General features: G+C 69.7%; 11 protein-coding genes. 7 read left to right on the top strand and 4 right to left on the bottom strand.

Features of this window, described 5'->3' with window-relative positions:
- Window positions 1–242 precede the first annotated feature (242 nt).
- The 5 genes from AB0E78_RS30970 (at window position 243) to AB0E78_RS30950 (ending at window position 7392) form a co-directional block, all read left to right on the top strand.
- Window positions 243–1514, top strand: coding sequence for an alginate lyase family protein (locus AB0E78_RS30970; RefSeq protein WP_361839376.1), 1272 nt, complete (start codon window positions 243–245; stop codon window positions 1512–1514).
- 298 nt (window positions 1515–1812) lie between these two features.
- Window positions 1813–2946, top strand: a complete 1134-nt coding sequence (locus AB0E78_RS30965; RefSeq protein ID WP_361839845.1) for a serine hydrolase domain-containing protein — start codon at window positions 1813–1815, stop codon at window positions 2944–2946.
- 384 nt (window positions 2947–3330) lie between these two features.
- Window positions 3331–4785: a hypothetical protein gene (locus AB0E78_RS30960; protein ID WP_361839843.1), complete on the top strand. Its 1455-nt coding sequence runs from the start codon at window positions 3331–3333 to the stop codon at window positions 4783–4785.
- Window positions 4786–4948: 163 nt separating this feature from the next.
- Window positions 4949–6364 carry an NAD-dependent succinate-semialdehyde dehydrogenase gene (locus AB0E78_RS30955; RefSeq protein WP_361839373.1) on the top strand — a complete coding sequence of 472 codons (1416 nt, stop codon included), beginning with the start codon at window positions 4949–4951 and terminating at the stop codon, window positions 6362–6364.
- Between the two features lie 200 nt (window positions 6365–6564).
- Window positions 6565–7392, top strand: a complete 828-nt coding sequence (locus AB0E78_RS30950; protein WP_361839370.1) for an aldo/keto reductase — start codon at window positions 6565–6567, stop codon at window positions 7390–7392.
- Window positions 7393–7461: 69 nt separating this feature from the next.
- On the opposite strand, the gene AB0E78_RS30945 is transcribed toward AB0E78_RS30950, so the two are convergent.
- The 3 genes from AB0E78_RS30945 to AB0E78_RS30935 form a co-directional block, all read right to left on the bottom strand.
- Window positions 7462–9879: a SpoIIE family protein phosphatase gene (locus tag AB0E78_RS30945; RefSeq protein WP_361839367.1), complete on the bottom strand. Its 2418-nt coding sequence runs from the start codon at window positions 9877–9879 to the stop codon at window positions 7462–7464.
- 118 nt (window positions 9880–9997) lie between these two features.
- Window positions 9998–11137 (bottom strand): endonuclease/exonuclease/phosphatase family protein, encoded by a 1140-nt coding sequence (locus tag AB0E78_RS30940; protein ID WP_361839364.1) that lies wholly within the window; start codon window positions 11135–11137, stop codon window positions 9998–10000.
- Window positions 11134–11700 carry a M15 family metallopeptidase gene (locus tag AB0E78_RS30935; protein ID WP_361839361.1) on the bottom strand — a complete coding sequence of 189 codons (567 nt, stop codon included), beginning with the start codon at window positions 11698–11700 and terminating at the stop codon, window positions 11134–11136. Before AB0E78_RS30935 ends, AB0E78_RS30940 begins: the two co-directional genes overlap by 4 nt.
- Window positions 11701–11886: 186 nt before the next feature.
- On the opposite strand from AB0E78_RS30935, the gene AB0E78_RS30930 reads away from it, so the two are divergent.
- Window positions 11887–12582 carry a response regulator transcription factor gene (locus AB0E78_RS30930; RefSeq protein WP_361839359.1) on the top strand — a complete coding sequence of 232 codons (696 nt, stop codon included), beginning with the start codon at window positions 11887–11889 and terminating at the stop codon, window positions 12580–12582.
- Complete coding sequence (locus AB0E78_RS30925; RefSeq protein ID WP_361839356.1) at window positions 12575–13699, top strand: HAMP domain-containing sensor histidine kinase; 1125 nt, start codon at window positions 12575–12577, stop codon at window positions 13697–13699. The genes AB0E78_RS30930 and AB0E78_RS30925 overlap by 8 nt, the downstream gene beginning before the upstream one ends.
- Before the next feature lie 82 nt (window positions 13700–13781).
- Here the strand turns inward: AB0E78_RS30925 and AB0E78_RS30920 are convergent, their stop codons facing one another.
- Complete coding sequence (locus AB0E78_RS30920) at window positions 13782–14396, bottom strand: dihydrofolate reductase family protein (RefSeq protein WP_361839354.1); 615 nt, start codon at window positions 14394–14396, stop codon at window positions 13782–13784.
- Window positions 14397–14412 lie beyond the last annotated feature (16 nt).

The following is a 14412-nucleotide window of genomic DNA, read 5'->3' as shown; positions in this document are numbered from 1 at the left end:
CTAAGAGGCATATAGGCCAGAACGGGGCCTATATGGAAGGCCGGTTCCTCGACGCCGGGTGTGAGCGAGCGAGGGTGCCGGTCGTAAGCGAGTACCCAGCGAGTCGCCAACGAGCCGTCGTGTCACACCCGTTGCCTGAGCGGCCCGCGGGTTCTACGCTCGCCCGGTCCAGATGGCGAACATTGTTCATGTATCTGACCAACTCGTCCTTCGTCCTTCGTCACTCGTGACTGGAGTGTGTGATGCGCGCAAGATCCCGGGTGCGGTTCGGCGCCTTGCTCACCGCGGCGGCGGCCCTCGCCTCCGCCCTGATGCCGGTCGCGAACGCCTCCGCCCGCGAGGACGCCCCGCGAACCGCCGTGCTCGACGGCGAGCGGCTCCAGCGGACCAAGCTCCGCCTGCAGCATGGTGACCCCCAACTCAAGCGCTCTGTGCGGGACGTGACGACACGCGCCGACGCCTGGCTCGGCCAGGGACCCTGGACGGTCGTCGACAAGCCGAAGCCCGCACCCGGCGGTGACGTGCACGACTACCTGAGTCAGGCGCCCTACTGGTGGCCGACGCGGGCGCCGACGGCCGACAACCCGTGGGGCTGCCCGTACGAACAGCGCGACGGGCAGCGCAACCCCGAGGTCGACACCGGGACCGACCGCCAGGACGTGGAGAAGGTCTTCGACGCGACGTACGACCTCACGCTGGCCTGGTACTACACGGGAAAGAAGCGATACGCCGAGAAGGCGGCCTCCGTCCTGCGGACCTGGTTCCTCGCTCCGGCGACGAAGATGAACCCGAACCTGGACCACGCACAGTTCATCCCCTGCAAGTACGACGGCCGGGCCATCGGCATCATCGACTTCTCGCAGTCGTACACGAGCGTCGTCGACGCGATCGCGATCCTCGGCACGGGCGCACCCGGCTGGTCGAAGAGCGACCGCTCCGCGATGACGAAGTGGAACAGGGATTTCCTCGGCTGGCTCGTCGACAGTGACTTCGGCAAGCAGGAGGGCGCCGCGCAGAACAATCACGGCACGTTCTACGACATGCAGGTCGCCGCCCTCGCCTACGCCACCGGCGACACGGCGCTCGCCCGCCGCACCGTGCTCGACGCCCGCGCCCGCCGCATCGACCCCCAGATCGCGGGCGACGGCGGCCAGCCGCAGGAGCTTGCCCGGACGCGGAGCTGGCACTACTCGACCTTTGACCTGGTCGCCTACACCCGGCTCGCCGCCATCGGCCGGAATGTGGGCGTGGACCTCTGGTCGCATCAAGGCCCCGACGCGCAGAGCCTGTTCAAGGCCGTCGGGTATCTCCTGCCCGCGGCGACGGGGGCGGCGCGGTGGCCGCACCCGGAGCTGGAGTTCCACCGGTTCGCCGCGAGCGATGTCGTGCACGCGGCGGCCGACGCCGGGGACCCGGCCGCTCGCAGGGCGGTCCCGAAGCTGGAGACGCCACCCGGCGGAGACCTGTGGGCGCTGCGCCCCGCGGCCGAGCAGCTCGACTCGATCGCGGGCTGAGCAGCGGCGGGAGAGGGAGAGGGAGGCGGAGGGGGACGCCGAGCGCCGGACCCGGGCGCGAGCACCGCGGGACGGGACCGGAGTACCGGGGGATAGCCCCACCCGGGCCGGGCGGCTAGCAGGATCGTTCCGGGCAGGCGCTTCCGGAAATGCTGGGACCGGCAGAAATGCCGCTGGTTTCCCATCATCCCGATCCCGTAGGAGTTGGCGCGTGCGCGAGCAGGTATGGCAGAGGTCCGGTTCCCCCAGGCAGTTCTCCCGGCAGTCCCCCCGGCAGACCTCCCGGCAGCAGGGCGGTCTGCGCAGGGTCGTCCCGGCCGTGGCCGCGGCGGCCGTCGGTGTCCTGACGCTGGGTGCCCTGGCACCGCCCGCGGTGTCCGCCGCGCGGCCTGACACCGTCGACACCGTCCAACAGGGCCTCAACGGCCTGGTGCACACCGACGGACTGCCCGCCGCACTGGCCGGCGTCAAGGACGGTGAAGGCCGCAAGGGCCACACCCGCAACTACACCGCGGGGGTCGGCGATCTGGCCACCGGCTCCAAGGTTCCCAGGGACGGCCGGGTGCGCATCGGCAGCAACACCAAGACATTCACCGCGGTGCTCGTGCTGCAACTGGTCGCCGAAGGGAAGATCGACCTCGACACCTCGGTCGACACTTACCTGCCGGGCCTCGTCCGAGGGGAGAACATCGACGGAGGACGCATCACCGTCCGCCACCTTCTGCAGCAGACGAGCGGACTTCCCAACTACAGCAAGTACCTTGACGAACCCCGGTACTTCGCTCCGCGCGAGCTCGTCGACATCGCACTCCAGCACAAGGGCGAGTTCGATCCCGGAAAGAAGTGGGAGTACAGCAACACGAACTACGTGCTGGCCGGCCTGATCGTCGAGAAGGTCACCCGGCATTCCCTCGCCGATGAGCTGGACCGGCGCATCATCAAGCGCATCGGGCTGCGCCACACCTACTTCCCCGACCGCCGCGACACGACCATCCGGGGACCCCGCCCCCACGGGTACTACCGGGACGCGGCCGACGCGCCCCTCCAGGACATCACGGAGATCGACCCTTCCTGGGGATGGGCCGCAGGTCAGCTGATCTCCACCAACTCCGACCTCAACCGCTTCTACTCCGAGCTCCTGGGCGGCGGCCTCCTCCCGGAGGCCCAGCTCGCCCAGATGCGCGGCTCCACGCTCCCCGCGGAAGACACCTTCGGCCCCGGTGCCCGCTACGGCCTGGGGATCGTGAGCAAGCCGCTTCCGTGCGGTGACGGCCTCTACTGGGGCCACGGCGGCAGCTTCCCGGGGTACGAGACCCGGGGCGGAGCCACCGACGACGGCCGCGCCGCCAACGTCGCGGTGACCATGCAGCTGGACGACGAGGCGGGCAGGGCGCGAGTCGACAAGGTCGTGGAATCGGCGCTGTGCCGCTAAGTCGCTTTATCGACCTGGCACTTGTAGCACCGTGAGGGTGTGAGGTTCGGCCCAGGGCCGACGGGGTGGTTTCCCTTCGGGGAAGCCACCCCGTCGGCCGTCGGGGGGTGCTCAACGCCATCAGGCGTCTGACGGGCGGAGGCCTGGATCAGGCGCCTTCTCTCATGCCCGCCCTCACCGATCCTGTCCCCGCCGTCGTCCCCGCACCGGATCTTCGCGCTGCGCTCCCAAGCTACCCGGGTTAGTTTATCCACGTTTTTCCTACTTATGTCTTCTGTCCTGTGCCTTGCAGGCCGGAAGGGGAGCCCTGCTGCGCGTAGGGGAAGGCAGGCGATGGTCAAGACGTTGAACGCCCCGCTCGTCGGGCTGGAGAGCCGCGGTCCGATGCCGGCCGCCCGTACTCCGCGACGCATCAAAGGCCTGGGCGGGGTGGCTGCCGTGGCGGCGGCTTTCACCTTGCTCCAACTGGTCCTCGTACGGCCCGGCATGGGGCTCGGATGGGACGAGGCGGTGTACGTCAGCCAGGTCAGCGGCCACACTCCGGCGGCGTTCTTCAGCGCCCCCCGTTCCCGCGGGATCTCCCTGCTGGTCGCGCCGATCGCCTCGTGGTCGTCGTCCACCTCGCTCCTGCGGGTCTATCTGGCCGTCCTGTCCGGCCTCGGCCTCTTCCTGGCGCTGCGCATCTGGCGGGGGCTGTTCCCCGAACGGGTGGTCGTCCTGGCGGGCGTCCTGTTCGCGACGCTCTGGGTGACCGTGTTCTACGGCCCGGAGGTCATGCCCAACTACTGGGTCGCGATCGGCGCCCTGGCCGGAGTCGGCTGCTTCCTGCGCGCCCAGGCCGACCGCCATGACCGGCCGGCGCTGTGGGGCGCGGGGGTGAGCGCGGCGCTGCTGGCGTGGATGCGGCCCACCGACGCCGTCTGGGTGGTCCTCCCGCTGTTCGTACTCCTGGTGTGCGTACGCCGGTGGCGGCGCCCGCGGCTGCTGGCGGCGCTCGTCGTGGGCCTGGGGTCGGGGGTCGTCGGCTGGGTGGCCGAGGCGTACGTCAGTTTCGGTGGCCTGGGCGCGCGCCTGGCCGACGCCTCCCGGATCCAGGGCGGTCTCGGCTGGAACATCGCCGTCCTGGATCAGCTGCGCAGCCTGGGCGGCCAGACCCTGTGCCGTCCGTGCGACAGTTCGCTCCCGGCCCCGCAGCTGATCGCGTGGTGGTTCGCCCTGCCGCTGCTCGCCGCCGTCGGTCTCGCCGTCGCGGTCAGGGGGCGGCGCACCGCGCGCACGCTCCTGCCGCTGGCCTGCGCCATGACGGCGAGCATCCCGTACCTGTTCATGATCGGATACGCCGCGCCGCGCTTCCTGCTGCCGTTCTACGCACTGCTCGCCCTCCCGGTCGCCGATGCCCTCGTTCACCTGGTCACCACCGCGCGCCGGGCCTGGCGTCCGGCGGTGGTGACGTTGGCGACTCTGGCGTTCGCCGGGCATCTGGCCATGCAGTACGTGGTGCTGGAGGACGCCGTGTCCCGGTCCACCGCAGGGCGGCAGGAGTGGGCCCGCACGGCGGCCGAGCTGCACCGGCTCGGCGTACGGCCGCCCTGCGTCCTGAACGGATATGAGGCGCTCCCGATCGCCTTCTACGCCGGGTGCTCCTCCGCCCAGACCCAGGGACACAACGCGAACACGACCCGGCAGGACTTCCTCCGGACCGCACGGCGGACGCCGACGGCCACGCTCACCACGGAGGAGGAGGGGCCGCCGGGATACGCGCGCGACTGGCCGTCCCATCGCTTCGGCGACCTGCGGATTCATGTGAGTCCCGCGGCCCGGGCGGGTACCCGGGAGTGAGGTCCGGCGCGCACCGTCCGCCCGACTCCCGCAGAGGGCTTTACGCACCCTTTTTGGCATATGAACTGTTTGCGCCTCGTGAGGTCGGGTACCCCGGGATGGGGCCGGAACGCAGCGTTCCGTCCTGAGCCTCACCGCCCTCACCCGTCGCTCTGGAGAGTTCATGTCAGATCAGCGCAAAAGTTCGTTTGCGACCGTGAGCCCGTACACGGGGGAGACCCTCGTGGAGTTCCCGGCCATCGAGGGCGAAGAAGTCGATGCGGCGGTCGAGACCGCAGGTGATGCGTTCGACGCATGGCGCAAGCGCCCGATCGCGGACCGTGCGGCCCTCGTCGGACGCGCCGCCGACCTGATGAAGGAGCGCAAGGAAGAGCTGGCCCAGCTCATCACCCTGGAGATGGGCAAGCTCATCTCCGAGGCCCGCGGCGAGGTGGACCTCGCCGCGTCGATCCTGGAGTACTACGCGCGGCACGGGCCGGACTTCGCCGCCGCCGAACCGCTCGACGTCGATGAGGGGGAGGCGTACCTCGTCAGCGAGCCCCTCGGTGTGCTGCTGGGCGTCATGCCGTGGAACTTCCCGCTCTATCAGGTGGTCCGTTTCGCGGGGCCGAACCTGGTGCTCGGCAACACCGTGCTGGTCAAGCACGCCGGTATCTGCCCGCAGTCCGCTCTGGCCCTGGAGACGCTCTTCCGTGACGCGGAAGCCCCCGAGGGTGTCTACACGAACCTCTTCGTGAGCCACGAGGAGATCTCGCGCATCATCGACAGCCCGGTGGTCCGCGGAGCTTCCCTGACCGGCAGCGAGGGGGCGGGATCCAAGGTCGCCGAACGGGCCGGGCGGAACATGAAGCCCAGCCTCCTCGAGCTCGGCGGCAGCGACGTCTTCATCGTCCTCGACGGCGAGGGCCTCGACCGCACGATCGGGGCCGCGGTGGCGGGCCGGATGGCGAACACCGGCCAGAGCTGTGTGGCCTCGAAGCGATTCATCGTGCTGGAGGACGTCTACGACGACTTCGTCGACGGCCTGCGTCGCAAGTTCGAGGAGCTGCGGCCGGGTGATCCCGCGGACGAGGCGACCACCCTGGGCCCGCTCTCCTCCGAGCAGGCGGCGTCGGACCTGGCCGATCAGATCCGCGAGACGGTGGACCAAGGGGCGGAACTGGTCACCGGCGGCCACCGGATCGACCGTCCGGGTGCCTTCGTCGAACCGACGATCCTCACCGGCGTCAAGCCGGGGATGCGTGCCTACGCCGAGGAGCTCTTCGGGCCCGCCGCGGTCATCTACCGCGTCGCCGACGAGGACGAGGCCATCGCCCTCGCCAACGACAGCCAGTACGGCCTCGGCGGCTCCGTGTTCTGCGCGGACGTGGAGCGCGGCCGACGGGTCGCGGAGCGCGTGGAGACCGGCATGGTCTGGGTCAACCACCCGACATCGACCCAGCCCGACCTGCCGTTCGGCGGCATCAAGCGCTCGGGCTACGGGCGTGAACTCTCGAAACTCGGCATGCAGGAGTTCGTGAACCGCAAGCTCGTCAGGGTCCTGCCGCCCGACGCGGAGCTGAGCGGAATCGCCGGCTGACCGGCCCGAGCGCGTCCCGCCGGTCGGCTGACCAACCCGGTCGTGCGCGGCGGGACAAACACTGACCATACGTGTGTTTTACGGCTGAGTGAGCGGAGAGGCGTACCTATATGAGGCGTACCGATATACGACCCTCCGCACGCACAGTCCGCTGATCAAACGGACCGCTGATCGCGAAACCAGCAAGGCAAGGAGCCACCGTGACCGCAGTACCCGCCATCACTCTCAACAACGCCGTGCGGATCCCCCAGCTCGGCTTCGGCACCTTCCAGATCGAGCCGGAGGAGACCCGGGAGACGACGCTGGCCGCGCTGGAGGCCGGCTACCGCCACATCGACACGGCCGAGATGTACGGCAACGAGAAGGAGGTCGGCCAGGCGGTCCGTGACTCCGGCATCGACCGCGCCGACATCTTCGTGACCAGCAAGCTCAACAACGACGCCCACGCGCACGACGACGCGCTCAAGGCGTTCGACCGCACGATGGACGACCTCGGCCTCGACTACCTCGACCTCTTCCTCATCCACTGGCCGCTGCCGGGCAAGGGCGACTTCGTCGAGACCTGGAAGGCCCTGGAGGAGATCTACCGCTCAGGGCGGTCCAAGGCCATCGGAGTCTCCAACTTCCAGCCCCACCACCTGCGTCGGCTGATGCAGGACAGCGACGTGGTGCCCGCGGTCAACCAGATCGAGGTGCACCCCTACCTCACCCAGGACGACGTCAGGGCCTTCGGCGCCGAGCACGACATCGCCACCGAGGCCTGGTCGCCCATCGCGCAGGGCAAGGTGCTCGACGACCCGACCATCAACCGCATCGCGCAGCGGGTGGGGAAGTCGGCCGCACAGGTGACCTTGCGTTGGCACCTCCAGCGCGGCGACATCGTCTTCCCCAAGTCGGTGACCCAGAAGCGCATCGAGGAGAACTTCGACCTCTTCGACTTCGAGCTCAGCGAGGGCGACATCGGTGAGATCTCGGCACTGAACCGCGACGAGCGGACCGGCCCCGACCCGGAACGCTTCAACGGCTGAGCACTTCAACGGCTGAGCGCCCAACGGGAGAAGGCGCCTGACGGGCCAAGGCCACGTCAGGCGCCTTTCTCACCCCGGTGCAGAGGGAAAGGCCTGCTCGGTCCAGATGGTCTTGCCGGAGCGGGTGTAGCGCGTTCCCCATCTCTGGACGAGTTGCGCGACGATGAACAGGCCGCGCCCGCCTTCGTCCTCGTCGCCGCTGTGGCGCAGGTGGGGCGAGGTGTGGCCCTGGTCCGCGACCTCGCACAACAGGGTGCGGTCACGGATGAGGCGTACCTGGATCGGTCCCTCTGCGTACCTGACCGCGTTGGTCACCAGCTCGCTGACGACGAGTTCCGTCGCGAACGACAGCTCCTGAAGGCCCCACTCGTGCAGCTGCTGGGTCGCAAGCTCCCGGGCCCGGCCCGCGGCCACCGGCTCCGGGGGCAGCTCCCACTCGGTGACCTGCGAGGTGTCGAGTTCGCGGGTGCGGACGAGCAGCAGGGCGGTGTCGTCGGCCGTCGAGCCGCTGGGCAGGAGCTGCGCCACGGCCCGGTCGCAGAGCTCCTCCAGCGAGGCGTGCCGGTCGCTGAGTACCGCTGCCAGGGTGTCGAGTCCGTGGTCGATGTCGCGGTCGCGCGCCTCGACCAGGCCGTCGGTGAAGAGCGCCAGCAGGCTGCCCACCGGCAGCTCGATCTCCAGCGACTCGAACGGCAGGCCACCGAGGCCCAGCGGCGGACCGGCCGGCAGATCGGGGAAGGTCGGCGCACCGTCCGGGGTGACGACCGCGGGCGGCAGGTGACCTGCCCTGGCCATGACACAGCGCCGTGACACCGGGTCGTAGACCGCGTAGAGGCAGGTCGCCCCGGTGGTCACATCGGCGTAGGTCCCGTCGGGTGTGCCCAGCTCGCTGCGCTGCTCCTCCGTCGACTGCGCCACCAGATCATCGAGGCGGGAGAGCAGCTCGACGGGGTCCATGTCCATCTGTGCGAAGGCCCGTACGGTCGTGCGCAGCCGGCCCATGGTGGCGGCTGCCTGAAGACCGTGGCCGACCACGTCGCCGACCACGAGCCCGACCCGGGTTCCGGAGAGCGGGATGACGTCGAACCAGTCGCCGCCGACCCCTGTCACGTCGTCCGTGGGCAGGTAGCGGTGGGCCAGCTCGACCGCTGACTGCTCGGGCACGTGCTGGGGCAGCAGCTGGCGCTGGAGGGCGAGGGAGGCGGTGCGTTCACGGGTGAAGCGGCGGGCGTTGTCGATGGACACGGCCGTACGGGCGACCAGCTCGTCGGCCAGCGCGACTTCACCGCTGTCGAAGGTGGCCCCGCCGGTGCCGCGGATGAAGGTGACGAGGCCCAGCGTGCTGTTCCCGGCCCGCAGCGGCACGACCAGGACGGTTTCGTCGAGCACGAGCCCACCCGAGGCGAGGCTGCGATGCTGCGGCGAACCAGGCGGGTACTCCACGGAGTGATGTACGGCCGGGGGAGAAGCGGCGGGCTGCTGCCCGGGATTCTCCTCGGGCACCTGGACGTCGGCTTCCTCGGCCGAGCAGCGGGCGACCTGCACCAGAGACGTCGCCGCCGCGCCGCTGGTGGCCGGCACCTCGCCCTCTAGGACCCCCTGCGCGAGGTCGACGGTCACCGTGGTGGCGAATTCCGGTACTGCCACCTCGGTGATCTTCTCGGCGGTGACCCGCACGTCGAGGGCGGTCCCGATTCCGCGGCCCGCCTCGACGAGCAGGGCGAGGCGCCGCTGCGCCTTGTAGCGGTCCGTGATGTCGAATGCGTCCTCGCACACTCCGATGACGCGTCCATCGGCGTCCTGGAGCCGGTAGTAGGCGCAGGACCACAGGTGGTCCGTTTCCGGGTCGCTGGGCGGCGGGCCCTGGAAGTGCAGATCCAGAAAGGGTTCGCCGGTCTCCAGCACGTGCCGCATGACCGCTTCGAGCGTGGGCGGATGCCCCTTGGTCACGAACCTTCCCCCGGAGTACAGCTGATCGGCCCGGAGGCCCCGGAACTCGGCGAACGGGCGTCCGATCTCTCGTTCGTACGCCGTGTTGCACCAGGTCAGGCGCAGATCGGTGTCGTAGATGCCCAGGCCGACGGGGGACTGGGTGGCGAGCCCCTGCAGCAGGGCCTGCCGGGATTCCCACAGCCGCAGATCCTTCAGTTCCGTCGCGACGAGGACGCGCGCCGCTGTCCCGGCGCCGGGCAGGGGGCACACCGCGGTGGCGACGATCAGCTCCCGCCCGTCCCGGTGCCGGGCGACGTGCAGCTCGTGCCCCCGGAACTCGGGAGGCAGCGGGAGGAAAGAGGGCGCGGGGCCGGGTGACAGGAACGCGGCCAGGGTCCGGCCGACGATCTCCTGCGGCTGATAGCCGAGCAGCCGTTCGGCCGCGGGGCTCCACCCGATGACCGTGTCCTGGGCGTCGACGACCGCCGTGGCCGCCCTGGTGACGTCGAGGGGCCCACGAAAGTCAGCCCCCTGCTCCGCGTTCGATGCCGTCATGGCGCCACACCAGCCCCGTTCATCCCCTACAGAATCCGCTGTCCCCGGTCTCGGCACAACCGCGGTACACCCACTCAACGGAACCGTGACCCGGACGTGGCCTGCGAAGGTGGAACGCTCACCAACTGATTCCGGCCGCCACCGGCAGATGGTCGCTGCCGGTGGCGGGCAGTACCCAGGAGCTCCTCGGCTCCACACCGCGGACCAGGATCTGGTCGATCCGTGCCACCGGGAACTTCGCCGGCCAGCTGTAGCCGAAGCCGTCCCCGGCCGTGTCCTGGGCCGACCGCAGCTGGGACGTGAGGCCGGCGAACGCGCGGTCGTCCGTGGTGCCGTTCAGGTCGCCGAGCAGCACCAGCCGCTTGTTCGGCTCGGCGGCGACGGCCTCGGCGAGCGCCTTCGCGTTGCGGTCCCGGTCGTCCGTCCCGAATCCGTCCCCGGGAACCACGCGTACGGACCCCAGGTGGGCCACGTACACCGCCAGCGGCCCCTGGTCCGTGGCCACCGTGGTGCGCAGCGCCCGGCTGTCGGCCAGTCTGACGTCCTCCGGCTTGGTGTCGGCCAGCGGCCCGACATCCTGCTTGATGTCGACCGGCCGGGTGCCCGAGAGCGGCAGCTTGCTCCACAGGCCGATCGTGCCCATCACCTTGTGGTGCGGGTATGTCTGGGCCAGCTCCTTCTCGTACAGCGGCTTCGCCTCCGTGGTGATCTCCTCCAAGGCCAGCACGTCCGCCTGGGAGGCGGCCAGGTCGCGGGCGGTGCCGACCGGATCCGCGTTGTCGGCGCCGACGTTGTGGCTTGCCACGGTGAGGTCGCTGTCCGGGTGGGACTTGTCGGTGAGCAGCCCCCCGAAGAGGCTCAGCCACACCACGACCGGCAGCAGCAGCGCGATCACCGCGGAAGCGGAGCGGCGCCACAGCGCCCCGGCCAGCAGCACCGGAACGAACAGGCCGAACCACGGCAGGAAGGTCTCCACCAGGCTGCCGATGCCCCCGCGGTCCGGGATCTGCGCGTGCGCCAGCATGAGCAGGCCCAGCAGCAGCGCAAGCCCCGCAAGAACGAGACCGCGCTTCCAGGGCCCCGTCCGGCCGGCCGTGCGGAGCGCCCGGCGGATGCGCGCGCGCCAACTCCCGTAGTCGGTCTCCGGGTAGCCGGTATCGGAGCGCCCGGTCTCCGGGAGGCCGACGCCGCGGCTGTCCTGGTCGGTCTCCGCCGTGTCCGCGTGCGCCATCGTCTGTCCTCGTTCACTGCCGTTCACTGGTGCATCCTCGGGTCCTGGGTGGGGTCGGCATACATCCGCGGGCAGCCGTCAGTGATCGCATCGGTGCGCAGTTCGTAGTGCCAGGGTTCGTTGCGGTAGATCCGGCACAGGCCGTATCCGGCGCCGTGCTGGGACAGCCACGCCGTCGCATCGGAGCGCCCGATGTCGACCGCGTCCCCCGACACGTGCGGAGATGTCGCGGTGGTGGCTACCCATCGGGCGGCCTCCTCCTCGGACCCGTACTCGGCGACCGCCTTGCGAAAGAGCTGCTGCTGGTACTCCGGGGAACGCCAGCCGCTGTTGACGTAGAACGCGACTCCCTCGGCCGAGGCAGCCGTGGCAGCCCGGCGGAGGGCCTTGAGCAGATCCGTGTCGAGATGGGTCACAGCCGGAATCGCGTCATCGAAGACCGTCACGCCGTCGGGGACGACACCGTCGGCCGCTCCGAGCCCACTACGGCGCTCACTGCCGAGAGAATGCGAGGGCGATGCGGCTGAGTGGGGCGCGGACTTCGACACTTGGTAGCCGAGAACCGCGGTGATCACTGCTATGACGGCCATCAGGCCGACGACAAGGGCCCGGCCGATCAGGCGGGTCGTCTTTCGCGTCGGGCGGGCTGTTCGCGCTGATGGCGAGGCTAAGGGCGGGGTTCGAATCATGCTGCCAGTCAAGGCAGCTTGGTGTTGTCGCCACGTATGCGGTTTTCGATACGCGGACGATATGTGCCGACTCGTAACATCGGTGACATGCGTGTGCTGATCGTCGAGGACGAGCCCTATCTGGCAGAAGCGATTCGCGATGGCCTGCGCCTGGAAGCGATCGCGGCCGACATCGCAGGCGACGGCGACACCGCTCTGGAACTGCTGAGCATCAACACGTACGACATCGCGGTCCTCGACCGCGACATCCCCGGACCCTCCGGCGACGAGATCGCCGAACGCATCGTCGCGGGCGGCAGCGGCATGCCGATCCTCATGCTCACCGCGGCCGACCGGCTCGACGACAAGGCCTCCGGGTTCGGACTCGGAGCGGATGACTACGTGACGAAGCCCTTCGAACTCCGGGAACTGGTGCTCAGACTCAGAGCACTCGACCGCAGACGCGCCCACAGCAGGCCGCCCGTGCGAGAGATCGCGGGGCTGCGGGTGGATCCCTTCCGCAGGGAGGTCTATCGGGACGGTCGCTATGTGGCGCTGACCAGGAAGCAGTTCGCGGTTCTCGAAGTCCTCGTCGCCTCCGAGGGCGGTGTCGTCAGCGCCGAGGAACTCCTCGAACGCGCGTGGGACGAGAACGCCGACCCGTTCACCAACGCCGTACGCATCACCGTCTCGGCTCTGCGTAAGCGTCTCGGCGAACCCTGGATCATCGCCACGACGCCGGGCGTCGGGTACCGCATCGACACGCAACCGGAGTCCGGACGCGAGGGAGCCGACTGTGGATAGGGCGCCTGGAATGAGCGTCCGCGTCAAACTCACCCTCAGCTATGCCGGATTCGTCATGGTTGCCGGGGCCATGCTGCTCGTGGCCGCGTGGGTGTTCCTGACGCGTGTGACACACGTCGGGCTCAGATTCGAGCCTGACTACGGCATACCGGTCCTCCGCGCTTTCGCTCCGATCGCCGCCGTCGCGCTGACGTTCCTGCTGGTGTTCGGGCTCCTGGGAGGGTGGCTCCTCGCCGGCCGCATGCTCGCCCCCCTCACGCGCATCACGTACGCGACACGCATGGTCACGAACGGATCGCTCTCGCACCGGATCCGGCTGCCGGGCCGCAATGACGAGTTCCGCGAACTCGCCGACGCCTTCGACACGATGCTCGTACAGCTTGAGGCCCACGTCGCCGAACAGCGGCGATTCGCAGCCAACGCCTCGCACGAGTTGCGTACCCCGTTGGCGATCTCGAAGACGCTTCTCGACGTGGCCCGCACTGACCCGAACAGCGACACCGGTGAAGTCATCGAGCGCCTCCACGCCGTCAACACCCGGGCCATCGACCTCACCGAGGCGCTGCTCGTGCTCAGCCGCGCCGGTCAGCGGTCCTTCCCCCGCGAACGCGTCGACCTGTCCCTCTTGGCCGAAGAAGCCGCCGAGCGACTCCTGCCCCTCGCGGAGAAGCACGGCGTCACGCTTCAGACCGGCGGCGACATCACCCCCACGATCGGATCCCAGGCGCTCCTGCTGCAGTTGATCACGAACCTCGTGCACAACGCGGTCGTCCACAACGTGCCGGAACAGGGCACCGTGTGGGTCAACACCAGTGTCCGCGGCGCCCGCCCCGACACCGTGGTGCTCACTGTCGAGAACACCGGCGAGAAGCTCGCCCCACAGCTGGTCTCGACACTCACCGAACCCTTCCAGCGCGGCACCGAGCGCGTACATACCGACCACGCGGGCGTCGGCCTGGGCCTGGCCATCGTCAAAACGATCACTCAGGCACACGACGGCACCCTCACCCTCACCCCGCGCTCTGCCGGCGGGGTCCGCGTCACCGTGGAACTGCCCGCGACACCGGGCGCATCGGCAGGGGCTGGAGCGGAGAGGAACGCGCCGCCACCACAGTGAATCTGGGATCGTTCAGCCGAGAGGTCGTCACGAGGTATCGCCACGAGACGTAGCCACGAGCGGGACGTCGTCAGAAGAGGCGTCAGAGGACGTCGTAGACCAGGTGCGTGGCGGTCGATGTCGAGGTGACGCTCCGCTGTACCAGCCCGCGCGGTGCCACGCCGGTGAACAGGGGCGTCCCGGAGCCCAGTACGACGGGTGCAAGGTGCAGCGACAGCACGTCGACCAGCCCGGCGTCGAGCGCCGAACAGACGGTTGCGCCGCCGCCCATGAGGACGACGTCGAGATCCCTGCCGCCGGCCGAAGATGCCGCCTCGGCGCGCTCGCGCGCGGCGGCGACGGCGTCGCGCAGACCGGTGGTGACGAACGTCCAGTCGAGGGAGGTGAGCCGCATCGACTCCGGCGGTGAGCTCGTCACGACGACGAACGCGGGCTTGCCGACCTCGCCGGCGCCGTAGCCGGTCTTGTCGTCCCAGCCGTTCGGTCCGTCGACCACGTCGAAGAGGTGACGGCCGAGCACGACGGCTCCCGAGCGGGCGGTCCCCTCGCGCAGGACCCGTAGGTCCTCGGGGTCGTCGGAGAACGCCCAGGTGTGCAGGGCCTCGCCTCCGGTGCCGAGACCGTTGCCGGGGTCCGGGTCAGGCCCGGTGACGAAGCCGTCGAGCGAGACCGAGATGTCAGCGATGATCCGAGTCATACAAGGGCAGACCCTG

The organism is Streptomyces sp. NPDC032198, from assembly GCF_040636975.1.
Lineage (GTDB): Bacteria > Actinomycetota > Actinomycetes > Streptomycetales > Streptomycetaceae > Streptomyces.
Note: the sequence above shows the minus strand (reverse complement) of the source record. Positions and strands in the feature narration are given on the sequence as shown.